Consider the following 22,211-nt stretch of genomic DNA (forward strand, 5'->3'; position numbering starts at 1 on the left):
GGTAAAGTCGGTCGGATTGACGCGATGGGCAGCGACGAAGCTGTCCGAGTTGAGCGTTTCAGCGATCTCGGCCAACATCTCGGCATGGAACTTGCAAAGTCATCTTCAATGTATCCTATTGATAATTCGAAACTTTGCATCTGGAATTTTACCATGCAGGTCGCCATGAGAATGTCGATCGTCTTAACTTAACGGCATTGGGTCTGTCCCCTATTTTCTGCGCGGATGAACGCCGTGCTGGGGTCAGTGGATGGCACCGTGCGCTTCTTCGGCTTGACGTCGACGAGCATGAAACTGGAAGGACTCGACAGGCACCAGCGCCTGATCGACAGCTACAAGAAACTGCACGGGGCGCGGGTCAAGGTGGCGGCTTGATCCGGTGATGATCCGGCGTGGCCGATGGCAGGCGTCGAACAAACCTGGACCGTAAGCGCAGACGGGAAGACCTGACGGGGCGGCTACGGCGACGAAAGCTGAACTCGTTCTGCCTGCCAAGTTCGGACAGTCGAACATGCCTCCTGATAGCAGGCGTTGCTCCCTGCTCGCCGCGACGGTTCGAGCACACTTTGTCATTGGGCCTTGCTGTCTGCACCGTCACAATCATGCGGTGTATGATTGATGTATAAGTCTGAGTGCTCACGAAAAGGAGCATGAAATCAATGCTCCTTGGCGATTCGCATGATGGCTTACACGGCATTTCAGCGCATATACATCACGTCTGCTGTCTACAACACGTTATGCCTCATTTGCCCTGTAGGAGAGTTGCGCCATGAAAGAAGAACCGTCGCTCTGGCTAAAATTTTCGGGCGAAGAGCTTGACGTGCGATCCATCCCGATTTACGAGCTTGGCGACACTCTGGTTGCTGTTCAGCGAATCATTCATAAAGCTTTCCAGTTTGAGAACGGCCGGCTCAAGAAGGGCGCTCATCTCACGCAAGCAGAACGCAAACGTCTTTCGCTCCAAATTTCTGAGCGCCGCAAGTCTTCCGACCTCTACGCGCTTATCCCTTTCGCCGCTGATCCTGCGCTACAGCAGTATCTTCTTACGCTGTTAAAAGTAGGCTTAGGTTCGCTTGCCAAGTACGCACTTAAGAGCGTGCTATCACCCCAATCGAAATCGGGCACTACATCAATTCAAGCCCGAGATGTTGAAGGGTCAGTGTTGGTTGGTGCCATTTATGCTGAAACTGTTCAGATCACCAACCACATCAACAACATTGGCGGCATCGACAGCATTGAACTAATACCGTCCCCGACGCTAAACATATCGCCCATCAAGTTAACGTCAGAAACCCAGACCTACGTCCGAGAAATCAAGAACGAAAGCTATCGCGGTGAGCCAGACGAAATCGTTGGCTACGTCACAAACATGTCGCCCAATAGGTTGTTAGCGGAGATAAAGCTTGCGCCCTCTCGCTATGTCAAAGTTGGTCTCAGTGAGGAAGACTTTGACTTCGTCCGCTATAAAACCACCTCAGAGCAGCAACTTCGGTTCAAGGGACGCCCAGTTGTACGCCTCGGGAAGGACTTGAACACTTTCCAAGAGTTCGAGGCCGAGTCCGTTGAAACCGATGAGGCATAACCCTGCGGTCCACCGGACGCTGCGCGATAAAGCCGCGCAGCGCCGGTGACCTCCACGTTATGCGTCACCAACTCTTTTCAACCGCTAAAATGACTCGAAGAATCTTTGCACAGGGCGACCTTGACGGAGCCTGCTACCTATATAGCATTGCCAACAGCTATGTCGCCTTGACTTCAAAGCAGCTGACGGGCGCTCAGTGGAAAAAATCATTACGGGCGTCGCCATTCAAACTCGACGATTTTTTGTCGGGCTCTGGAACCGAAGCATTGGATGGCACTCCAGATTATTTCGAGGGTCTATGCCGGAATTTTCTCGAAAGAATTCGGAGCACTCAGTTCCATCTGACGCGAAATGAAAATGTAACTGCAAAATCACTTCGAGCGTCGCTCACAGACAATCAAGTTGCCATTATTGCGATCAATGACGGCGAGCATTGGGTTTCGATAGTAGATGCAGACCAAAACCAGTTCTATATCGCATGCTCAGCGGCAGTTCTTTCTTCCGCTAGCCCCTACCTTGAGCAAAGGTCACCAAACTTTCAGCGCGCATTCAATCGAACGTCGTCATTCGCAGATCTTCAAATTTGGAATAGATACGCGTTGTTGGTGAAAAATGTCACCAACGCATAACCCTGCGCTCAATGCGGACCGCCCAACAGCTGCGCTGTTGGGTTCCCTCCGGCCTTTGCCCTCCGGCGGCCGATTAGCTCCACGTTAGCATTTCTCTGGAGGAACTCATGGAACTTACATTTGAGCAATATGTAGAAGGCTCCGGCAGCTTGTTGGAATGTCCGTCCTGCGGCGGCAACCATCTTCATCATGGAAGAGTGGAGATCTTTGAGCGTGTAGAAGATCAGGGCACTGGTATTCATGTTTCAGTTGTAGATGGCACGTATGCCGTAGATAACGACCTGACGAGCAACCCAAGCAGTAGACGCCACGGCTTAAGCATTCACTTCACATGTGAACATTGTGACGCAACCCCAGTACTGACCCTTGCCCAACACAAGGGCAATACGTGGGTCGATTTCAAACCTTGATCCACAACGAAAGGGGGCTACTCAATGCTATTCGACACATTTGATCGAACTGGAAACGCTGAATTCCCTTTCCCTAAACAAGTCGTCTTCCACGCAGTCTGCGCCGCAGTTGAAGGGCTGAAGGGAATGGAAATTGACAATAGAGACGAACTTGCGTCTCGCGTAGATGTAAAGACCGGTATGAGTGCGTTTTCGTGGGGTGAGAAAGTATCCATTTCCGTCACCGGGAACGGTGGCAGCGGAGCCACGATTTCAGTTCAATCCGCCGCAAAAACAATATTCGGATCGGCGACAACTCATGGCAAAAATCGTGAGAACGTGCGGGAGATCATCAGACGGACCTCCGAACTATTGGCGCAAGATGGCTCCCGATGGCAGGAAGAAATGGGGCTAATAGCAGACCCCATGCTATCAGCCTCTTCTGCACAGTCAGTCCAGTCAGTTGCCGACGAAATTACGAAACTCGCTGCCCTCAGAGATCAGGGGATTCTAACCCCAGATGAATTTAACAGCCAGAAGGCACGACTACTCGGCAGCTAATGCTTTGACCTCCAAAGGCATAGCCGGATTTTGTGCTAACTCGGCAGTCGAGGGGACAGCCAAAAGCTGCGCTTTTGGTCCCCTCCGCGCTTCGCGCTCCGGCTGCCCCTCACTTTGAACGTTAGAAATTGTTCGTCGCCATGAGAGAAAAGCTGGCTGGCATTTTGTTCCTTGTAATCCTGGCGTACCTGACTGCCTTTGGCGCCGGGATTTTCAACTTACTATTCGTAGAGGCGAACGAGAAGTTTGCGGAGTCTGCGTCTGGCGCGTTCTTGGGCGCCTTTTTGGCTTTCGTCTTTGTCAGGACCGGCGATTTCTTTAAGGCCTACTCCGATCGCGTTACCAAGAACCATTCCACTCTCGTGCGATTGGAGCATGCGTTGAATGGTCTTCTTTCGACGCTGGATGACAACATATTCGTCATCGAGACATTTGATGACATTTACAAAAAGTACGCCGGAGGAGGCGGTCAGACACACGCATTCGTGTGGGCAAACAGATTGCACCCAGTTCCTGCGACGTATGAGCTGCTTCCGGACCTGTTGAACATCGACTTGGTCAATGAGCTTTTCCACCTGAATGTGAGCCTGAGAAAACTCAATGAATCAATGGAAACAATTAATGGCGCGTACTCGGAGTCCAAAGAGGCACTGATTTCAGAACGCATAGACATTGAAAACTATATGGCCAATGTCACTAGGATTCGCAATGACCTCTTGGTCATCAAGAAATTCCTGGCGAGTGCGATCGAAGAAACGGTGCGCTCTCTGGGCGCAATTCGGATCTTAGCGAAGAAGCGCCCGCTCATCGGCTATGCCTTGTTGAGACTCGCCGGTCACAAATATAGCGAGTGCTTTGAAGACAAACGGCTTGAAGAAGTGAAGCGGTTAAGTGAAGAGATGGAAAGTATTAAAGCCGAGAGCAAGAAGCAAATCGATAAGGCCATTGCACAATAAGCTAAATCTGCAAATGGGTTGCTATATTTCTAACACTCCGGTCAACCTGACAACCGAAAGCGGGGCGCTCTCCGAACAGCCCGCCTCGCGCGGTTGCAGGTTACCTACACGTTGAATGTCGCCTTTGCCTTGGGTCATCGGGCCGCTTCGGGTTGATCCACCAACTCGACGAACCGGCGACCTGTCGTTCGACGGTACTGCACGTCGTGCGGCGGCTTTCCGCAACTACCCCGCCGCGTTGGCATCCTGCTTCAACCGATAGGCAAGCTGCCGCCGCGTAATCCCAAGCAAGCGCGCTGCATGCGTCAGGTTGCCGTTCGCGCGGCGGACGGCCAGTTCCACGAGGCGGCGCTCGTGGGCGTCGAGGTCGAAGCCTTCGTCGAGCAGCGCCTCGTACAGGCGCCCGCGGTTCGATTCGGCGAGGTCGGCGACGAAGCCCTCGCGGCCGATTTCGGCGCCGTGCTGGTTGCCTGGAGCGCCGGATGCGAAGAGGTGTTCGAGTTCGATCTGGCCGCCGGGCTCGGCGAGGAGCACGCCGCGTTCGATCAGGTTTTCCAGCTCGCGCACGTTGCCCGGCCAGTCGTGTGCGAGCAGAGCCTGCATGGCGCGGTCGGTGATGCCTTCGATTTTCTTGTGGTAAGTCGGCGCGATCTTGTCGACCAGCGCGGTGGCGAGCAGCGGGATGTCCGCCTTGCGCTCGCGCAGCGGCGGGATCGTGACCGGGTAGGTCGCGAGGCGGTAGTAGAGGTCGGCGCGGAAGCGGCCTTCGGCGATGGCCTGCTGGAGGTTGACGTTGGTCGCCGCGACGAGGCGCACGTTGACCTTGCGCGTCTGGTCGTCGCCGAGGCGTTCGATCTCGCCGGTCTGCAGCACGCGCAGGAGCTTGACCTGGGCGGCCGGTGAGAGGTCGCCGACCTCGTCGAGGAACAGCGTGCCGCCGTTGGCGCGCTCGAAGCGGCCCGGGCGGGAATGCTGGGCGCCGGTGTAGGCACCCTTCTGCACGCCGAAGAGTTCGGATTCGATCAGGTCGTGCGGGATGGCGGCGCAGTTGATGGCGACGAAGGGCTGGTCGGCGCGGTCGCTGTGGTCGTGCAGCCAGCGCGCGAACATCTCCTTGCCCGCGCCCGTCTCGCCGAGCAGGAGCACGCTGATGGGACTCTTGGCGGCCTTGTTGACGAGGTCGAAGGCGCTGCGGAAGGCCGGCGAGTTGCCGACGAGCTGGCCGCCCGGCCCCTGCTGCGCGGACAGCGTGGCCTTGAGCTGGCGCACGTCTTCCTGCAACTGGCGCAGCTTGCATTCGACGTTGTCGGGGCGGAAGTAGTCGAGGTAGTCGTCGTCGAACTTCCAGTCCTCGGCGGGTTTGCCGACGATCAGGCAGCGCGGGTCGCCCTTGCCGGTGCATTCGACTTCGCGGAAGACGATGAAGCGCTTGAGGAAGTAGCTCGAATAGCCGGATGCGTAGCCGACCAGGCTCCAGCACGCGACGTCGTCACCGACGCCGAAGTGCTGGACGTGCGATTCGGCCTCCCAGGAGTTCTCCCACAGGACCTCGCCGCAGAAGGTGCCCCGCTCCCAGTCGATCTTGGCGTCGAGAATGGTCGGTTTGACGAGCCCTTCGAAGGCGTGCAGTTCAGGGCCAATCTGGAAGGCGTCGTAGGCGTTGAGTTGGTTCGAGAGCTTGCCGGCGAGTTCGGCGTCGTGGCGGCCGGAGGCGAAGCCCATGCGCAGCAGCACCCCCTTCGCCCGTTTCGCGCCGAGCGAATCGAAGAGTTCCTTGCGCAGCGCGCCGAAGGCCTGCGCGTGGAACATCAGCATGCGGTTCTCGCCGAGCCAGATGTGGCCGCTGTCGATGTTGAACCGCAGCCGCGAACGCAGGTTGAACTGCTCGATCAGCTTCTCGTGCATCCGGGGGTCTCTCCTCGCCGGGGCGCCGTACGTGCGGCGCCCTACTTGTAATAACTGACGTCTAATTATCGCTCGAAGCGGTCATGTTCATCAGTTTTACGAAGAGTTTCCTGAGACTTTCGTCGTATTCGCTGCCCACGCGGAAGTCGCCGTGGGCGCGGAAGGCGTGTTCGATCGCGCGCCAGTCCTCGTCGCTGAGGTGTTTGCGCGCGGCTGGCAGGATCTGCTCCTCCTCGGTGTTCAGGTGCCGCCACTGCGCCTCGACGAAGGCGTCGATGACCTGTGCGAGTTCGCCGATCGGCGCTGCGTGCTGCCGGCAGCGTTCCACCGCTGCTTCGACGGCGGCGATCTGCGCGCCCCCCTCTTCGTGCTCGCGGCGCAGGGCGGCGAGGACGTCGTCGGCCTCGTGGGTGCGTGCGGCGAGCTTCGCGAACAGGAACTGATCCTCCTTCGGGTGATGCAGGACTTCGGGGAAGGTCTTCAGGTAGCGCAGCAGGCCGGCGATGAAGTCGAGGTCGGGCGTCTCGTCGCGCTCGCTGTCCTGCCGCATCGCGTTGCGCAGGCCCGTCAGCACCGAAGCGATGGAGCGGTGTTCGTCGCGGATGATGCCGATCGCGGCGGTGGCCGCGTCATCCGCGGCGTTGCGTTCGACGCTGGCGACGAGCACCGGCAGGCGGGCGTGCGCGAGCACCTTTTGCGTCTGCGAGCCCGGCACGAGCGTGCGCAGGCCGCGCAAGCCGTGCGAGGCCATGAAGATGAGGTCGCAGCCGCGCTCTTCGGCGACCTGCAGGATCAATTCCCACGGCCGGCGGCCCGTGCGCACGACCGTGGCGCATTGCAGCTCGTGCTGCCCCGCGGCCGAGCGCGCCTTGGCGAGGATGGCGCCGGCGTCGCCGGCGGCCCGCTCGGCGAAGTCCTGCGGCGCGAGCGTGCGCAGCAGCGCGCCCTCGTCGGTGCCGCCGAGATCGTCCCGGGCGGTAAAGAAGGTGATGCGCGCGCCGAGCGATCGGGCGAAATCGACGGCCTGGGTGACCAGGTTGGTCGCAAGTTCCGAGCCGTCGAGCGGCACCAGCAGATGACGGTACATGTTGTGTCTCTCCGAATCTCGTCAGATCGCGACCGTCTTCTTCGGACGCAGCAGGAAATGGCCCAGCGCCGGGAGCAGGATCAGCGCGCCGAGCATGTTCCACACGAACATGAAGGCGAGGAGTATCCCCATGTCGGCCTGGAACTTGATCGGCGAGAAAGCCCAGATGGCGACCGCGATGCCGAGGGTGATGCCGGTGAGCACGACGACCTTGCCGGTGAAGAGCAGCGCCTTGTAGTACGCCTCCGACAGGCTCATGCCGTTCTTGAGCTGGGCGAGCGTGACGGTCATGACGTAGAGCGCGTAGTCGACGCCGATGCCCACCCCCAGCGCGATCACCGGCAGCGTCGCGACCTTGACGCCGATGTTGAGCCCGACCATCAGCGCCTCGCACAGCACCGAGGTGAGCATCAGCGGCAGCACCGCGCAGATCACCGCGCGCCACGAGCGGAAGGTGACGAAGGCGAGGATGATGACCGCGCCATAGACGAGGAACAGCATCTCGACGTTGGCCTTCTTGACGACGATGTTCGTCGCCGCCTCGATGCCGGCGTTGCCCGCGGCGTTGAGGAAGCGGATCTCCTCGCTGCCGTGATTGGCGGCGAAGGCCTCAACCGTCTGCACGACGCTGGTCAGCGTGTCGGCCTTGTGATCCTTGAGGTACACGTAGACGGTGGTGAGGTCGCAGTTCTGGTTGAAGAGCTCGCGCGGCGCGCGGGTGATGATGGCGTTCAACATGTCCTGCGAACGCGGCACCTCGAACCACTTGAGACTGCCCTCGTTCATGCCGGCGTGCGACACCTTCGCGAGGCCCGCGAGCGAGCTCGTCGCCTCGACGCCCGGCAGTTGCTGCAGCTCGCGTTCGAGCGCATCGACCGACATCAGCGTGTCGTAGTGCGCGCACGCGTATTGCGGCGTCTTCACCATCACGATGTACACGTCGCTGCTCGCCGCGTAGTTGGCGACCATGAAGGCGTTGTCGCGGTTGTAGCGCGAGTCGGCGCGCAGCTCCGGCGCTCCCGGCGCGGTGTCGCCGATCTTGAGCTGGAAGCTGATCGCGAGCCCCGCGAGGCCCATGACGACGCCAGCGGCGACGGCGATCGCCGCCCACTTGCGCTGGGTGAAGAGGTCGAGGAAGGCCCAGAACGGGTGCTTCGCGTGCGCGCCGTCGTTCGCTTCCATCGTCTCGGCGCTCAGGCTGCGCTCGGCGGCTGCCGGGCTCACGCCCGTGTACGACAGCAGGATCGGCAACAGCACGAGGTTGGTGAAGATCAGCACGGCGACGCCGATGCTCGCGGTGACGGCGAGGTCCTGGATGACCTGGATGTCGATCACCATCAGCACCGCGAAGCCCACGGCGTCGGCCAGCAGCGCGGTGACACCCGCGAGGAAGAGGCGGCGGAAGGTGTAGCGCGCGGCGACCAGCTTGTGCGTGCCGCGACCGATGTCCTGCATGATGCCGTTCATCTTCTGCGCGCCGTGGCTCATGCCGATGGCGAAGACGAGGAAAGGCACCAGCACCGAATACGGATCGAGCTCGTAACCGAGCGTCGGCAGCAGGCCGAGCAGCCACACGACCGCGACCATCGAGCACAGCACGACCAGCAGCGTGCTGCGCAGACAGCGCGTGTACCAGTACAGCACCGCGGTGCAGATGCCGATCGCGAGGGCGAAGAAGATCATCACCTGCTGCAGGCCTGCGATCAGGTCGCCGACGACCTTGGCGAAACCGGTGACGTGGATGCCGACGCGGTCGCTCTCGTACTTCGCGCGCAGCTCCTCGATGCGCGCCGAGAGCCTGGTGTAGTCGATGCGCTCGCCGGTTTCGGCCACCTTGTTCTGCAGCGGCACGAGCACGATGCTCGACTTGTAGTTCCCCGCCACGAGCTGGCCGATCTCGCCCGAGCGCTCGACATTGCGGCGCACCTGCTCCAGGCTGTCGGGCGATGCATCGTAGTCGTCGGGGATCACCGGGCCGCCGTCGAGCCCCTCCTCCGTCACGCCGGTCCAGCGCACCGCCGGGGTCCACAGCGACTTCATGTACGGCCGATCGACGCCGGGCAGCAGGAACAGCTCGTCGTTGATCTTGCGCACGGTGTCGAGGTAGTCGGGGTCGAAGATCGTGCCGTCCTTCGCCTCCACGGCGATGCGCAGCGTGTTGCCCATGCCGGCGAGCTGCTTGCGGTTTTCGAGGAAGTTAGCGATGTAGGGGTGGCCCGTCGGGATCATCTTCTCGAAGGCCGCGTTCAGCGACAGCCCGCGCGCCTGGAAGCCGAGCACGAGGGTCGCGGCGAGGCACAGCAGGACGATCACGAGGCGGTTGTTGAACAGCAGGCGTTCGCCGAGCGAACCCGAGCGAGTATCGAAGGCGGCAACGTCGGCGACGACGGCGCCTGCAGGCAGGGCGTGCGCGTGACTCATTTTTTCAGTTCCGAAACGAGGAGGTCCGGTTCGACGCGGGTCAGGCCACGCGGACCGGAGAGGATCAGGGCACCATCGGCGGCCTGCGCGAAGCCGGTCAGGCCGGCGGCGGGCGGCACGGCGAGCGCGGACAGGCTGTGGCCGTCGTCGGTGCTGCGCAACAGGCGGCCGCTCTCGTCGCCCAACAGGAGGGAGCCGTCCTTGAGCGGATGCCCGGCTGCGATCGTGACCGGCTGGCCGGTATCGACCCGTTCCCAGCTCACGCCGCCGTCCGTGCTGCGCCATGCGTTGCCGCGCAGGCCGAACGCCATCAGGGTCTCGGCGCGCGTGCGCAGGATGCCGAAGTAGGTGCCCGAGTACGGTGTGCGCACTTCGGCGAAGCTGGCGCCGCCGTCCGTGGAGCGGAACAGCGCGCCCTGCTCGCCGGACACCAGCAGCAGATCGCCATCGCCGTGCACCTGGTAGAGATGCTTGCCGCGCTGGTTTGGAATGCGCCCCATTAGCGAGTGCCAGCTCTTGCCGCCGTCGGTGGTGCCGAGCGCGAGGCCGTAGGCACCGACGACCCATCCCCGTTGGGCGTCGGCGAAGTGCACGCCCAGCAGGGGCTTGTCGGGCCCGTCGGCGACGAGCGATTCGGCCTCGCGCACGCGGCGTGCCGCCTGCCCACCCTCTCCGGCCCGCGCCTGTGCATCGTCGAGGGCGAGCTGCGCCGCCAGCTTGCCGTCGAGCTGACGCTCCCAGTTTTCGCCGCCGTCAGTCGTGTGCAGCACGACACCGCTGTGCCCCACTGCCCAGCCAAGCTGCGGCGTGGGGAAATGGACGTCGGTCAGGGCGATGCTGACGGGAACGCGCGTGGCCTGCCGCCAGCTGCGGCCGTGATCGTCGGACAGCAGCACGGTGCCGCGCTCGCCGACCGCGACGAGGCGTTCGCCGGCGCGCGTCACCGCGAGTTGCAGGGACCGGATCGCGCGGGCGTTCACGGCCGCCGGCAGCTCGAGCAGGTCGGCAACCGGTGCCGCCGCCGCGGGAACGGTGAAAGTCAGCACGGCCGCCAGGAGCGCGGTGGCAGGCACCACGCTGCGGCAGGACGAAAGGAGTGGGCGCATCATCGGGACTCGGATCGAAGACAGGGAAAGCGGAACCCGACCCCGGCGGGAGGAGAAACCGGGGTTGGGTCCACAACCGAACTGGACGTCAGCGCACGCCTTCGGCGGCAACAGCGTCGCCGGTGAAGAAGGTTTCCTGCTTGCGCGGCACGACCTTGAAGTCCTCGCCGTTGAGCGCCTGGATCACGCTCATCGTGCCGGCCTGCAGGTTGAACACGGTCGCGGTCTTCATCAGCGTCGCCGGAACGGACGGGACGACGAAGGGCGTGACCTGGGTGGTGCGCCACAGCTTGCCTTCGGCGTCATAGCCGTCGACCAGCGCGATCAGCCAGGTGTCCTCGTCGAGGTAGTAGCGGCGCTTGGGCACGGCATGGCGCTTGCCCGGCGCCACGGTGGCCTCGACGACCCACACGCGATGACGCTCCCAGCGCACCTGGTCCGGGTTCAGGTGGTACTTGGCAATCGCATCGTCGAGCTTGGCGCCGATGAGTCCATTGTTGTTGTACGGGATCAGCAGCTCCTGCTTGCCGACGAGCTTCCACTGGAAGCGGTCGAGCGAGCCAAAAAAGCCCTGCACTTCGTCGAAGTAGTTCGCGCCCGAGGCGACGAAGTCCGGCGTGTCGTAGGAGACGGTCGGCGCGCGGCGCACGCGGCGCTGGCCAACGAGGTATTGCCAGGCCTGGCGCGCGTTCTTCTGGTCCACGCTGTCGCGGATCACCAGCGATTCGCCGGCCTTGAACGGGGGCTCCAGCGTGTTGAAGCGGAACATCGCGTACTCGCCCGACCAGCTCTCCGGCGTAGCGTCGTCATAGTATTGCGGGTACTGGAACGAGATCTCGTTGCGCGTCGCCAGCGTGTGCGTGCCGTCCGCGTTGCCGACGATGTTCTTGAAGCGGTACTCGATCGACGGCGCCTCGACGCGCATCAGGTAGTTCCACATCACCTCGACGCCTTCCTTCGGGATCGGGAAGGGCGTGCCGCCGATGCAGCCCTCGATCGAGTAACCGCCGTCCTTGAGCTTGCAGCGGGTCGCGTTCCTGGCGACGTTGTCGTACACCTTCTGCGGCGCCGCCGCGGTGCGGTGAGTCGGATAGACGTCGAGCCGGAAGCTGTCCGGGTACTTCTGCAGCAGCGTCTTGGTGCCTTCCGACAGCAGCGCGTCGTACTGGGCCATGTTCTTCGCATTGACCTGGAACGCGGGTTTCTCGCCGGCGAAGATCTCGAGCGGGATGTCGCCCATCTTCTTGCCGGACAGCGGCTTGGTCTGGCCGCCTTCCCAGGACGGGATGCTGCCGTCCTTGTTGGCGGCCTTCTCCGCGCCGAGCGGCGTGAGCGTGTTCTTGAGCTTCGCCGCCTCTTCAGCGCTCACCGCCGCGTACGCGCCCTGGGTGCCTAGCAGCGCTGCTGCAACGGCTGCCGAAAAAATGAGTTGCTTGTGCATGGTCGTCTCCTCGTTTTATGAAATGCTGGAAATCAGAACGTCCGCTGGATCGACAGCGAGACGAAGTCGCGGTCGCCGTGGAAGTTGTCGTACGAGAGCTGGGGCACGGCGGTGTTGTAGCGGATGACCGAGCCGGACGAGCCGATGTAGTGGGTGTAGTTGATGCTGGCCTGCCAGGTCTTCTGGTACTCGCCCTTCACGCCCACGCTGATGTTGCCGCCATGCTCGGCCGGGAACAGCGCGCCATTGACGGATGAGCGTCCGCTCAGTCCGTAGCTCACGCCGATCGGCACCTGCAGGTCGAGGCCGGGCAGGACCTGGAAATACTCGGGCTGGAAGATGAACTGCAGCGCCGTGGCGTCGCGCGTGGCACGCGGATCGAGCTGGCTGGCGTTGTCGGTGATCTTCAGGCGGCGGTTGAACGCGAATTCGCCGATGAAGGAGGCGCCGTCCCACATTTCGTTGCCCGACAGCACACTGATCGCGGAGAGGTTCAGGTGCAGCGTGCGGCCCACCGGGAAAGCGGCATTGCTGTCGCCGGCGGCGGTCGTGTTGCCGGGCAGGATCACGGTGTTGCCGCTGGCGACGAGCGGCATGTTGTCGCGGAAGGAAATCTCGCCGGCGACGTTGGTCTCGCCGACCAGAGTGCTGAAGCTGCCGCCGACCGCGCGGATGTTTTCCGCGAACACCTGCACGTAATCGCCGATGCTGCCGTTGCGCGGATTGACGCCCGGGCGCAGGTAGAACTGCGGCATCTTGTCGTGCCACTGCGCGGCATACACGCCGTATTCGGTGTCGCCCGCCTTGAACTTCAGCTGCAGGCCGCCCTGCCCCGAGTCTTTCGCGTCGATGTCCTTGCCGCGATGCACGAAGGCGCCCGGCCCGAGGATCACGGTCTCGCCACCGTCGTCGACGAAGTCGGCGAAGCTGAAGTAGGAGCCCGCCGCCGGCAGGCGCGTCTTGCGCCATTCGGCCTGGTAGTAGGCACCGATCGAGAAGCTCGGGCTGAGCTGCAGCTGCGCGGCGACCTGCCCGATCGGGCGCAGGATCTCCTTGAACTGCGAGTTCGGCACCGACAGCGCCTTGATCAGGTCGAGCGAGGTCTGCGCGGCGGCGATGCCGTTGCTGCCGAAGAACAGGCTCTCGCCGTAGAGCTGGGTGAAGCGGCCGGCCTTGAGGTTCAGGTTCGTGTCGCCGGGCGTGAGGTTGGTCCACACGAAGGCGTCGAGGAATTCGGCCTTGCGCCCATGCAGGTCGCGCGTGTCGTCGGTGAATTCGTCGAACTTCGCCGAACGCGAATTCACCAGTGCGCCGCCGAGCGCCCCGGGGTTGTCGTTGTGGCGGTTGTAGACCTCGTCGTACCAGGCGGCGCCGCTGACGCGGAAGCCGAAGTTGCGCTTGTAACGGAAATCGAACTCGGACAGCAGGTCGATGCGGTTCGAGATCAGGCCGCGGTCGAAGTTGAGGTCGCCGTCGTTGGTGTTCGCCTGCACGCCCAGCGAGTTGTCCGCGACCTTCGAATTCGCATCGCGCACGCGCCATGCGGCGCTGTACTTGACGGTGTTGTCCCACGTCATCCGGATGTCCGGATTGCCGCTGTCGATCTGGAACGCCAACGCCCCTTGTGCAGCCGATAGGGCTGCCAGCGCACCGACGACCGCGCCGGCGGCCTTCTTCCTGCGGATAACCGCGACGCCGCATTGCGCGGTCTTCTTGATCCCCATGTCTTCCTCCTTGAGCGATGACCTTGATGGTTCTTGTGTAGGCAGGAAGTTATCGGGGTCGTGAATTACCGTCCAATACCATTAATTGGCAACCTCCATACCTTCAAGGTATTGTGTTGGCGACCTTCCGCTTACCCATCCGGGGAATACATGGACCTCCGACACCTTCGTTACTTCATTGCCGTGGCTGAAGAGGAGAACATCGGCCGCGCCGCCGCACGGCTGCACATCTCGCAGCCGCCGCTCACAAGGCAGATTCAGCAACTGGAGGAAGAACTGGGCGTGCGCCTCTTCACCCGCACGCCCAGGGGGATGGAACTCACCCAGGCGGGCGAACTGTTCCTGGAGGAAGCGCGCAACATCCGCTCCGTCGTCGAGCAGGCGACGGAACGCACCCAGCGCGCAGGTCAGGGGAAGCTCGGGCGGCTCGACATCGCGATCTTCGGTTCGGGCATCCTCGGCATCATCCCCAGGCTGCTGCTCGCTTTCCGCAACGCCTATCCCGAAGTGAAGACGGTCCTTCACACGATGACCAAGGCGGAACAGATCGAAGCATTGCGCCAGCGACGGATCACGCTGGGCTTCAACCGCATGCTCGCGCCCCTGCCCGACCTCGCGACCGAACTCGTCGCGACCGAGCAACTGCTGCTGGCCGTGAACGAAAGCCACCCGCTCGCCCGCGAGGAGTCAGTGTCTTTCCCCATGCTTGCCGAGCATCCGATGGTGCTGTTCCCGACCGGCGCCCGCCCCAACTTCATCGACAAGGTGATGCGGCTGTGCGAGGAAGCCGGCTTCGTGCCCCAGGTGTCTCAGGAAGTCGGCGACGCGGTCACCGGGGTCGCGCTGGTGGCGGGCGGCTTCGGCATCTGCCTCGTGCCCGAATCAGTCACCGCGCTGACCCTGCCGGGCGTCGTCTTCCGCCCCCTGCACGACACCCCGCCCAACTGCCGCATCGACCTGAGCTGCCTTTATCGCACCGACGATCAGTCACCTATCCTTTCGGAATTCCTGGAGACCGTACGCGCATTCCGCGGGCCTCACGTTGCCGGGCATTCTTCCGGAATCCGAACGGAAACCGCTTGGGACGCGGGAATCTGAGAATGACGAGCGTGTCGGCCCTTGAGACTTTAGCGAGGTGGATCTTCGGGTTGGCGAAGATCCACTCCTCGCCGCGGCGCGGGGCCGGCGCGTCAGCGCCCGAGGTCTTTTGCGGTCTGTCCGGCAATGCCCCAGTTGGTCTTGGGCACGTCCTGGATCCACACGCGGACGTTCTCCTTCGGCGCGCCGACGGCCTCGACTAGGGCCTGGGTGACCTTCTCGATCACCGCGCGCTTCTGCTCCTCGCTGCGTCCTTCCACGAGGTAGATCTGGGCGAATGGCATTTGCTGTCTCCTTCTGCTGTCGTTCAGGCGAAACGCACGGACACGGAACCCAGGTCCTGCACGCGCAGCGTCACCGCGTCGCCGGGCTGCACGGCGACGGCCTCGGTGATGCCGCCCGAGAGGATCAGCGTGCCGGCGGGGATTTCCTCGCCCTTCTCGCCGAGCATGTTCGCGAGCATCGCGATCGCCGCGGCGGGATGGCCGAGCACCGCGGCGCCGGCGCCGAAGGCCACCGGCTCGCCGTTCTTCTCCAGCACCACGCCCAGCGTGCGCAAATCGAGCGCCGCGACGTCGCCCATGCGCCCGCCGACGACGAAACGCGAGGACGAGCAATTGTCGGCGACCACGCTCTTGAGGTCGAACTTGAAGTCGCGGTAGCGGCTGTCGATGATCTCGATCGCCGGGATCACGAAGTCGGTCGCCGCGAGCACTGCGCCGATGTGGCAGCCGGGGCCGCGCAGCGGCGCCTTCGTGACGAAGGCGATCTCGGGCTCGACCTTGGGGTGGATCAGCTTCGCGCTGTCGACCTCGCCGCCGTCGGGCACCGCGAAGTAGTCGGCGAGGAAGCCGAACACCGGCGTCTCGACGCCCATCTGCTTCATCTTCGCGTGCGAGGTCAGCCCCGCCTTCAGGCCGACGATGCGCGCGCCGCGCGCGAGCTTGCGCCGCTTGATCTCGTCCTGGATCGCGTAGGCGTCGTCCCAGTCCATGTCCGGGTGGTCGTCGGTGATCTTGGTCGTGTCGCGCGCCTCGAGCTCGCAGCCCTCCAGCCGCGTCGCGAGCCGCTCGATGATTTCGCGGTCGAGCTTCATGCCGCCACCTCCTGCTGCCGGGCCTTCGCCAGCGTCATCGCGGTGTCCTCGATCATGTCCTCCTGCCCGCCGACCATGCCGCGGCGGCCCATCTCGACGAGGATCTCGCGCGCCGGCACGCCGTACTTCTTCTCGGCACGCTTGGCGAACAAGAGGAAGGAACCATACACGCCGGCGTAGCCGAGCGTGAGCGCGTCGCGGTCGATGCGGATCGGGAAGTCCATGACCGGCACGACGAGGTCTTCGGCGACGTCCTGGATCCCGAACACGTCGACGCCGGTTTCGATCCCCATCAGCTCGCACACCGCGACGAGCACTTCCATCGGCGTGTTGCCCGCGCCCGCGCCGAGGCCCGCTGCGGCCGCGTCGATGCGATTGGCGCCCGCCTCGATCGCCGCGATCGAGTTCGCCACCCCCATCGCAAGGTTGTGGTGGCCGTGGAAGCCCAGCTCCGTTTCCGGTTTGAGCGCCGCACGCACCGCGCCGATGCGCGCCTTCACCGAGTCGGGCAGGAGATGCCCGGCCGAGTCGGTGATGTAGATGCAGTTCGCGCCGTAGGACTCCATCAGCTTCGCCTGCGTGACGAGCCCTTCGGGGCTGTTCATGTGCGCCATCATCAGGAAGCCGACAGTGTCCATGCCGAGCTTGCGCGCCGCGCCGATGTGCTGCTCGGACACGTCCGCCTCGGTGCAGTGGGTTGCGACGCGGATCGTCGCCACGCCCAGCTCGTGCGCCATCTGCAGGTGATCGACGGTGCCGATTCCCGGCAGCAGCAGCGCCGACACCTTGGCCTGCTTCATCAGCGGGATCACCGTCGACAGGTATTCCTCGTCGGTGTGCGCGGGGAAGCCGTAGTTCACCGAGCTGCCGCCGAGACCGTCGCCGTGCGTGACCTCGATCAGCGGCACGCCCGCCGCGTCGAGCCCGCAGGCGATGGTCTTCATCTGTTCGAGCGTCATCAGGTGGCGCTTCGGGTGCATGCCGTCGCGCAGGGTCATGTCGTGGACGGTGATTTTCTTGCCGCTAAGGTTCATGTCGGTCTCCGGTCAGGCGGCCACGGCGGCGCGCGGTTCGAGGGCGAGGCGCCCGGCGAGGATCTCCTCGGCGAACATCTCGGCGGTGCGCGCGGCGGCGGCGGTCATGATGTCGAGGTTGCCGGCGTACTTCGGCAGGTAGTCGCCCAGGCCTTCCACTTCGAGGTAGACCGACACGCGCTTGCCGTCGAAGACGGGGCCGTTGACAAGCCGATAGCCCGGCACGTACTTCTGCACTTCCGCGATCATCGCGTGGATCGACGCGGTGATCGCCGCCTGGTCCGGCTCCGACTCGGTGAGGCAATGCACGGTGTCGCGCATGATCAGCGGCGGCTCGGCGGGGTTGATGATGATGATGGCCTTGCCCCGCTTCGCGCCGCCGACGCGCTCGACCGCACCGGCGGTGGTGCGCGTGAATTCGTCGATGTTCTTGCGCGTGCCGGGGCCGACCGAACGGCTGGAGACGGTGGCGACGATCTCGCCGTAGGCCACCGGCTGCACGCGCGACACGGCCGCGACCATCGGGATCGTCGCCTGCCCGCCGCACGTGACCATGTTGACGTTCATCTCGCCCTGCCCGACATGGTCCTTGAGATTGACCGGCGGCACGCAGTAGGGACCGATCGCGGCGGGCGTGAGGTCGATCATCAGCACGCCCAGCTCGTTCAGCTTGCGGCTGTTCTCGGCATGCACGTAGGCACTGGTCGCATCGAAGGCGATCCGGACGTCGTCCGCGACCACGTGCGGCAGCAGGCCGTCGACGCCCTCGGCGGTGGTCTTCAGGCCCATCTCGCGGGCGCGCACCAGGCCGTCGGAGGCCGGGTCGATGCCGACCATCCATACCGGCTCCAGCACCGGGCTGCGCATCAGCTTCGCCAGCAGGTCGGTGCCGATGTTGCCGGGACCGATCAGGGCGCATCGGATCTTCTTGCTCATGTTGTCTCTTCCTTCTCTCTGGGGGCGGGGGTTCAGACGAAGCGCACCGAGCAGCCGCCGATGCCGCCGATCGTCACGCGCAGGTTGTCGCCGGCCTTCACCGGCACCATCGCCGCGAGCGAGCCGGACAGGATCACTTCGCCGGCCTTGAGCGGGATGTCGAGGCTGCCGAGGGTGTTGGCGAGCCATGCGACGGCGTTCGCCGGGGCGCCGAGCGCCGCCGCGCCGGCGCCGGTGGCGACGATCTCGCCGTTCTTCTCCAGCACCATGCCGCAGGTGTTGAGATCGACGCGGCGCGGGTCGACGAGGCGGTCGCCGAGCACGAACACGCCGCACGAGGCGTTGTCGGCGACGGTGTCCTGGACCTTGATCTTCCAGTCGCGGATGCGCGAATCGACGATCTCGAAGCAGGTCATCACGCCTTCGGTCGCCGCGAGCACGTCGGCCGCGGTCACGCCCGGGCCCTTCAGGTCGCGCTTCAGCACGAAGGCGATCTCGCCTTCGGCCTTGGGCTGGATCAGCGTGTCGGCGGCGATCGCCTCGCCCTCGTTGTACAGCATGCCGTCGAGCAGCATGCCGAAGTCGGGCTGGTACACGCCCAGCATGTTCATCACGGCGCGGCTGGTGACGCCGATCTTCTTGCCGACGATGCGCTCGCCCGCTTCGAGCCGCCGCGCGATCATGCGCTGCTGCACGCGGTAGGCGTCCTCGATGGTGATGTCGGGGTGGCGCTCGGTGAGCGGCGCGAGCGTCTCGCGCTTCACCAGCGCCTGGTACAATTCGTCGCCGAGTCGTTCGATCAGTCGTTGGTCCATGTCAGCCTCGGATCAGGGGTTGGGGTACGTCGGCGCCCGCATCGGCGACGAAGTCGCCGACCAGGCGGGCGAAGCGGGCGGCGTGCTCGATCTGCGTCCAGTGGCCGCAGCGGCCATACACGTGCAGCTGCGCGCGCGGGATCCAGGCCGCCAGCGTCAGCGAATTGGCGATCGGGATGACGCGGTCCTCGCGGCCGTGGATCACCAGCGTCTCGTGCGGCAGCGCGCGGATGTCGGCCTCGCGGCTCGCCATCGCGTCGACCCAGCGTTGGCGCGGGGCCGGGAACATCGCCGCGAACGACTCCTGGAAGCCCGGGCGGATGCTCGCCTCGTAGCGCAGTCGCGCGAGCTCGTCGTTCACGAGCGAGCGGTCCCACGCGAACAGATCGAGCAGTGCGCGCATGTTGTCGAGCGCGGGCGTGTAGCCCCACACCGCATCGAGTCCGGGCGTGATCGCGAAGGGCACGCCGACGCTGCCCATCAGCACCAGCCGGCGCACGCGCCGCGGATGACGGATCGCGAGCGCCAGCGCCAGCGCGCCGCCGAAGGAGTTGCCGACGAGGTCGGTGCGTTCGATGTCGAGCGCATCGAGCAGGCCCACCGCCTGCTCGACCCACACGTCGAGGTCGTAGCGCTGCCCCGCGGGGCGCTCGCTGAAGCCGAAGCCGACCATGTCGGGCGCGATCACGCGCGCCCGCTCGGCGAGCATCGGCATCACGAGCCGCCAGTTGGCCCACGCCGACACGCCCGGGCCGGAGCCGTGGATCATCAGCAGCGGATGGCCGGCGCCGACATCGTGGTAGTTCGTGCGGATGCCGGCAGCGGCGACGCTGCGCGCGATCTCCGGGGAGTTGTCGCTCATCGCCGCGCGCTCACAGCTTGATGCACACGTTCTTGAGCTCGGTGTAGAACTCGAGCGAATGCACCCCGCCCTCGCGGCCGATGCCCGACTGCTTGGCGCCGCCGAAGGGGGTGCGCAGGTCGCGCAGGAACCACGAGTTCACCCACACCAGGCCGGCCTCGATCCGCCCGGCGACGCGGTGCGCGCGGGCGAGGTCCTTGGTCCACACCGAGCAGGCGAGGCCGTAGTCGGTGTCATTGGCGCGGCGGATCACCTCGTCCTCGGCGTCGAAGGGCTGGATCAGCGTGCAAGGGCCGAAGATCTCCTCGCGCGCGATCGGCGAGTCGTCGCCCAGCCCGGTCCAGATCGTCGGCTCGACCCACGCACCGTGCGAAAGCTCGCCCGGCATCGCGGGCGCGCCGCCGCCGGTGACGACCGTCGCGCCGAGCTCCTTCGCCTTCGCGTAGTAGCCCAGCACCTTGTCGCGATGCTCCTGCGAGATCAGCGGCCCCATGCCGGTCGCGTCGTCCTCGGGCACGCCCAACCTGAGGCTTTCGGCGCCGGCCTTCAGCGCGGCGACGAAGCGCTCGAAGATCGGCCGCTCGACATACACGCGCTCGGTGCCGAGGCAGACCTGGCCGCAGTTCGCGAACACCGAGCGCATCGTGCCTTCGATCGCGGCGTCGAAGTCGCAGTCGGCGAACACGATCGCCGCGTTCTTGCCGCCCATCTCCAGCGACACCGGGCGCGCGCCGTCCGCCGCCGCCTTCATGATCGCGGCGCCGGTGCGCGTCTCGCCGGTGAAGGTGATCGCGTTCACCTGCGGGTGCGTGGTCACGAACTCGCCCGCCGAACCGGGGCCGAAGCCATGCACGACGTTGTAGACGCCCTTCGGGATGCCGACCTCGTTCATCACCTCGCCCAGCAGCGTCGCGGTCTGCGGCGTCTCCTCGGAGGGCTTCACGACCACCGCGTTGCCGCACGCGAGCGCCGGACCGACCTTCCAGGTCATCAGCAGCAGCGGCAGGTTCCACGGGCAGATCACGCCGACGACGCCGACCGGGCGGCGCACCGCGTAGTTCAGCGCGCCGCGGCCGTCGGGCGTGGCCATCTCGAAGAACTCGGTCGGCACGCTCTTCACGACGTCGGCGAACACATTGAAGTTCGCCGCGCCGCGCGGGATGTCGATGTGGCGCGCGAGGCTCGCCGGCTTGCCGGTGTCGGCGCATTCGGCGGCGAGGAACTCGTCGAAGCGGCGGTTGATGCCGTCGGCGAGCGCGTTGAGCAGCTCGACGCGCTCGGCCACCGTCATGCGCCCCCACGGGCCGTTGAGCGCCGCACGCGCCGCGGCGACCGCCGCATCGACTTCGCGTTTGCCCGCCTCATGCACCGCGGCGATGACGCGGTTGTCGAGCGGCGAACGCTTGTCGAAGGTCCGCTCGGTGGCGACGAACTCGCCGTTGATGAAGTTGTGGATCTGTTTCATCGAATGCCTCCGCTATTCCTGGATGTCGGCGCCGATCGCCGCAAGCCCTGCGCGCGCACAGGCGCCGTCCTGTTCTTCCGAGGCACCGGACACGCCGATGCCGCCAATCAGTTCGCCGGCCACGCGGATCGGCAGCCCGCCGCCGAGCACCACCAGGCGCGGCCGCGCCGAGAAACCGAGCTTCATGCCTTCGTTGCCGGCGACCACGTCCATCCACTGGCCGGTCGGAAAACCGAAACCGGCGGCCGTGTAGGCCTTGTCGATCGCGATGTCGATCGACTGGGGGAAGGCGCCGGGCATGCGCAGGAAGGCCACCAGGTTGCCCGCCGCGTCGGCGACGCCGACGTTCACCCGCAGGCCGAGCGATTCGGCATGGCGCACCGCGGCCGCGACGGCCGCGTGGGCGGCTTCCCAGGACACGGTGGATTGCGGGACTGCGACTTTCATCGGCGGCTCTCCTGCGAGCGATGTTGCGACGTTGGATTCAAGATAATTCCCATTAATCTCGACGTCAACACCAAATCTCGATATTTTCTCACCGCGCGGAAGAAGCGAGTCGGCTAGAATTTGTCTGACCCCTCCTTGAACTTCCGGCCGCCATGATCGACGCCACCGTTTCCGACCCCCGCGAGGCCGACGAACCCAAGACCCTCGTCGAGGCCGCCTACAAGCGGCTGCGGCGCGACATCATCGAAGGCATGCACCCGCCGGGCGAGAAGCTGCGCGTCGAGCACCTGAAGGAGCAGTACGACGTCGGCGCCGGCACGCTGCGCGAGGCGCTGCTGCTGCTCGTCACCGACGCGCTGGTGGTCGGCCAGGGGCAGCGCGGCTTCCGCGTCGCGCCGATCTCGCTGGCCGACTTCGAGGACATCACGCGCACCCGCGTGCTGCTCGAAACCGAGGCGCTGCGGCAGGCAATCGCGCGCGGCAACGAGGAATGGGAAGCCGGCCTGGTCGGCGCCTTCCATCGCCTGTCGCGCGCCGAACAGAAGCTCGCCGAGCACGATCCCGGCGCCACCGAGGACTGGGAGAAGCGCAACCGCGCCTTCCACGAGGCGCTGATCGCCGCCTGCCCGTCGCGCTGGATCCGCCACTTCCAGCACA

At 64.5% G+C, this 22,211-nt stretch carries 22 protein-coding genes and 1 pseudogene; 9 read left to right on the top strand and 14 right to left on the bottom strand.

Annotated features, from left to right (window positions below; genetic code table 11):
• From F464_RS31840 to F464_RS0127360, 7 genes and pseudogenes are all read left to right on the top strand, one after another.
• Positions 1 to 192: hypothetical protein (locus tag F464_RS31840; RefSeq protein ID WP_232429050.1), on the top strand; the 192-nt coding region annotated here is incomplete at its 5' end.
• Positions 193 to 219: 27 nt separating this feature from the next.
• Positions 220 to 375: pseudogene (locus F464_RS31240) on the top strand (hypothetical protein); the annotation flags it as partial.
• A 394-nt stretch (positions 376 to 769) separates the two neighbouring features.
• Positions 770 to 1,582 (top strand): hypothetical protein, encoded by an 813-nt coding sequence (locus F464_RS0127350; protein ID WP_018993057.1) that lies wholly within the window; start codon positions 770 to 772, stop codon positions 1,580 to 1,582.
• Positions 1,583 to 1,641: 59 nt separating this feature from the next.
• Complete coding sequence (locus F464_RS31245; protein WP_157354269.1) at positions 1,642 to 2,211, top strand: hypothetical protein; 570 nt, start codon at positions 1,642 to 1,644, stop codon at positions 2,209 to 2,211.
• A gap of 107 nt (positions 2,212 to 2,318) precedes the next feature.
• Entirely contained in the window at positions 2,319 to 2,621 is a 303-nt protein-coding gene (locus tag F464_RS31250) for a hypothetical protein (RefSeq protein WP_157354272.1), read from the top strand.
• A gap of 24 nt (positions 2,622 to 2,645) precedes the next feature.
• Positions 2,646 to 3,161, top strand: coding sequence for an SHOCT domain-containing protein (locus F464_RS30700; RefSeq protein ID WP_084600619.1), 516 nt, complete (start codon positions 2,646 to 2,648; stop codon positions 3,159 to 3,161).
• Positions 3,162 to 3,301: 140 nt separating this feature from the next.
• Positions 3,302 to 4,117 (top strand): hypothetical protein, encoded by an 816-nt coding sequence (locus tag F464_RS0127360; RefSeq protein ID WP_157354275.1) that lies wholly within the window; start codon positions 3,302 to 3,304, stop codon positions 4,115 to 4,117.
• A 225-nt stretch (positions 4,118 to 4,342) separates the two neighbouring features.
• Here the strand turns inward: F464_RS0127360 and F464_RS0127365 are convergent, their stop codons facing one another.
• From F464_RS0127365 to F464_RS0127390, 6 genes are all read right to left on the bottom strand, one after another.
• The gene (locus tag F464_RS0127365) at positions 4,343 to 6,022 is read right to left on the bottom strand and encodes a sigma-54-dependent Fis family transcriptional regulator (RefSeq protein ID WP_018993060.1); all 1,680 of its coding nucleotides are present in this window, start codon (positions 6,020 to 6,022) and stop codon (positions 4,343 to 4,345) included.
• A gap of 61 nt (positions 6,023 to 6,083) precedes the next feature.
• Positions 6,084 to 7,109, bottom strand: a complete 1,026-nt coding sequence (locus tag F464_RS0127370; RefSeq protein ID WP_018993061.1) for a universal stress protein — start codon at positions 7,107 to 7,109, stop codon at positions 6,084 to 6,086.
• A gap of 21 nt (positions 7,110 to 7,130) precedes the next feature.
• Positions 7,131 to 9,530 (bottom strand): efflux RND transporter permease subunit, encoded by a 2,400-nt coding sequence (locus F464_RS0127375; RefSeq protein WP_018993062.1) that lies wholly within the window; start codon positions 9,528 to 9,530, stop codon positions 7,131 to 7,133.
• Positions 9,527 to 10,639, bottom strand: a complete 1,113-nt coding sequence (locus F464_RS0127380; RefSeq protein ID WP_018993063.1) for a WD40/YVTN/BNR-like repeat-containing protein — start codon at positions 10,637 to 10,639, stop codon at positions 9,527 to 9,529. Before F464_RS0127380 ends, F464_RS0127375 begins: the two co-directional genes overlap by 4 nt.
• 85 nt (positions 10,640 to 10,724) lie before the next feature.
• A complete protein-coding gene (locus F464_RS0127385; protein WP_018993064.1) occupies positions 10,725 to 12,077 on the bottom strand; it encodes a DUF1329 domain-containing protein in 1,353 nt (450 codons plus the stop codon).
• Positions 12,078 to 12,109: 32 nt separating this feature from the next.
• On the bottom strand, positions 12,110 to 13,801 hold the full coding sequence (locus F464_RS0127390) for a DUF1302 domain-containing protein (RefSeq protein ID WP_018993065.1): 1,692 nt from the start codon (positions 13,799 to 13,801) through the stop codon (positions 12,110 to 12,112).
• Positions 13,802 to 13,951: 150 nt separating this feature from the next.
• Here F464_RS0127390 and F464_RS0127395 point away from each other — a divergent pair, with 150 nt between their 5' ends.
• On the top strand, positions 13,952 to 14,899 hold the full coding sequence (locus F464_RS0127395; RefSeq protein WP_018993066.1) for a LysR substrate-binding domain-containing protein: 948 nt from the start codon (positions 13,952 to 13,954) through the stop codon (positions 14,897 to 14,899).
• A gap of 92 nt (positions 14,900 to 14,991) precedes the next feature.
• Here the strand turns inward: F464_RS0127395 and F464_RS0127400 are convergent, their stop codons facing one another.
• The 8 genes from F464_RS0127400 to F464_RS0127435 are packed head-to-tail and all read right to left on the bottom strand — an operon-like array spanning position 14,992 to position 21,554.
• Entirely contained in the window at positions 14,992 to 15,210 is a 219-nt protein-coding gene (locus tag F464_RS0127400; protein WP_269744925.1) for a 2-hydroxymuconate tautomerase, read from the bottom strand.
• Positions 15,207 to 15,995, bottom strand: a complete 789-nt coding sequence (gene dmpH / locus F464_RS0127405) for a 2-oxo-3-hexenedioate decarboxylase (RefSeq protein ID WP_018993068.1) — start codon at positions 15,993 to 15,995, stop codon at positions 15,207 to 15,209. The genes F464_RS0127400 and dmpH overlap by 4 nt, the downstream gene beginning before the upstream one ends.
• Positions 15,992 to 17,029, bottom strand: coding sequence for a 4-hydroxy-2-oxovalerate aldolase (gene dmpG, locus F464_RS0127410; RefSeq protein ID WP_018993069.1), 1,038 nt, complete (start codon positions 17,027 to 17,029; stop codon positions 15,992 to 15,994). The genes dmpH and dmpG overlap by 4 nt, the downstream gene beginning before the upstream one ends.
• Before the next feature lie 12 nt (positions 17,030 to 17,041).
• Positions 17,042 to 17,965 carry an acetaldehyde dehydrogenase (acetylating) gene (locus F464_RS0127415; protein WP_018993070.1) on the bottom strand — a complete coding sequence of 308 codons (924 nt, stop codon included), beginning with the start codon at positions 17,963 to 17,965 and terminating at the stop codon, positions 17,042 to 17,044.
• Positions 17,966 to 17,997: 32 nt separating this feature from the next.
• Positions 17,998 to 18,780, bottom strand: coding sequence for a 2-oxopent-4-enoate hydratase (gene dmpE, locus F464_RS0127420; protein WP_018993071.1), 783 nt, complete (start codon positions 18,778 to 18,780; stop codon positions 17,998 to 18,000).
• A 1-nt stretch (position 18,781) separates the two neighbouring features.
• Complete coding sequence (locus F464_RS0127425) at positions 18,782 to 19,642, bottom strand: alpha/beta fold hydrolase (protein ID WP_018993072.1); 861 nt, start codon at positions 19,640 to 19,642, stop codon at positions 18,782 to 18,784.
• A 10-nt stretch (positions 19,643 to 19,652) separates the two neighbouring features.
• On the bottom strand, positions 19,653 to 21,107 hold the full coding sequence (locus F464_RS0127430) for a 2-hydroxymuconic semialdehyde dehydrogenase (protein ID WP_018993073.1): 1,455 nt from the start codon (positions 21,105 to 21,107) through the stop codon (positions 19,653 to 19,655).
• 12 nt (positions 21,108 to 21,119) lie between these two features.
• Complete coding sequence (locus tag F464_RS0127435) at positions 21,120 to 21,554, bottom strand: GlcG/HbpS family heme-binding protein (RefSeq protein ID WP_018993074.1); 435 nt, start codon at positions 21,552 to 21,554, stop codon at positions 21,120 to 21,122.
• 152 nt (positions 21,555 to 21,706) lie between these two features.
• On the opposite strand from F464_RS0127435, the gene F464_RS0127440 reads away from it, so the two are divergent.
• Positions 21,707 to 22,211: GntR family transcriptional regulator (locus F464_RS0127440; RefSeq protein WP_018993075.1), on the top strand; the 505-nt coding region annotated here is incomplete at its 3' end.

The organism is Aromatoleum toluclasticum ATCC 700605, assembly GCF_000378245.1.
Classification (GTDB): domain Bacteria; phylum Pseudomonadota; class Gammaproteobacteria; order Burkholderiales; family Rhodocyclaceae; genus Aromatoleum; species Aromatoleum toluclasticum.

Excerpts from the sequence above, each read along its gene's own strand:
- F464_RS0127350 (WP_018993057.1), top strand. The coding sequence starts at position 770 with ATGAAAGAAGAACCGTCGCTCTGGCTAAAATTTTCGGGCGAAGAGCTT.
- F464_RS31245 (WP_157354269.1), top strand. The coding sequence starts at position 1,642 with ATGCGTCACCAACTCTTTTCAACCGCTAAAATGACTCGAAGAATCTTT.
- F464_RS31250 (WP_157354272.1), top strand. The coding sequence starts at position 2,319 with ATGGAACTTACATTTGAGCAATATGTAGAAGGCTCCGGCAGCTTGTTG.
- F464_RS30700 (WP_084600619.1), top strand. The coding sequence starts at position 2,646 with ATGCTATTCGACACATTTGATCGAACTGGAAACGCTGAATTCCCTTTC.
- F464_RS0127360 (WP_157354275.1), top strand. The coding sequence starts at position 3,302 with ATGAGAGAAAAGCTGGCTGGCATTTTGTTCCTTGTAATCCTGGCGTAC.
- F464_RS0127365 (WP_018993060.1), bottom strand. The coding sequence starts at position 6,022 with ATGCACGAGAAGCTGATCGAGCAGTTCAACCTGCGTTCGCGGCTGCGG.
- F464_RS0127370 (WP_018993061.1), bottom strand. The coding sequence starts at position 7,109 with ATGTACCGTCATCTGCTGGTGCCGCTCGACGGCTCGGAACTTGCGACC.
- F464_RS0127375 (WP_018993062.1), bottom strand. The coding sequence starts at position 9,530 with ATGAGTCACGCGCACGCCCTGCCTGCAGGCGCCGTCGTCGCCGACGTT.
- F464_RS0127380 (WP_018993063.1), bottom strand. The coding sequence starts at position 10,639 with ATGATGCGCCCACTCCTTTCGTCCTGCCGCAGCGTGGTGCCTGCCACC.
- F464_RS0127385 (WP_018993064.1), bottom strand. The coding sequence starts at position 12,077 with ATGCACAAGCAACTCATTTTTTCGGCAGCCGTTGCAGCAGCGCTGCTA.
- F464_RS0127390 (WP_018993065.1), bottom strand. The coding sequence starts at position 13,801 with ATGGGGATCAAGAAGACCGCGCAATGCGGCGTCGCGGTTATCCGCAGG.
- F464_RS0127395 (WP_018993066.1), top strand. The coding sequence starts at position 13,952 with ATGGACCTCCGACACCTTCGTTACTTCATTGCCGTGGCTGAAGAGGAG.
- dmpH (WP_018993068.1), bottom strand. The coding sequence starts at position 15,995 with ATGAAGCTCGACCGCGAAATCATCGAGCGGCTCGCGACGCGGCTGGAG.
- dmpG (WP_018993069.1), bottom strand. The coding sequence starts at position 17,029 with ATGAACCTTAGCGGCAAGAAAATCACCGTCCACGACATGACCCTGCGC.
- F464_RS0127415 (WP_018993070.1), bottom strand. The coding sequence starts at position 17,965 with ATGAGCAAGAAGATCCGATGCGCCCTGATCGGTCCCGGCAACATCGGC.
- dmpE (WP_018993071.1), bottom strand. The coding sequence starts at position 18,780 with ATGGACCAACGACTGATCGAACGACTCGGCGACGAATTGTACCAGGCG.
- F464_RS0127425 (WP_018993072.1), bottom strand. The coding sequence starts at position 19,642 with ATGAGCGACAACTCCCCGGAGATCGCGCGCAGCGTCGCCGCTGCCGGC.
- F464_RS0127430 (WP_018993073.1), bottom strand. The coding sequence starts at position 21,107 with ATGAAACAGATCCACAACTTCATCAACGGCGAGTTCGTCGCCACCGAG.
- F464_RS0127435 (WP_018993074.1), bottom strand. The coding sequence starts at position 21,554 with ATGAAAGTCGCAGTCCCGCAATCCACCGTGTCCTGGGAAGCCGCCCAC.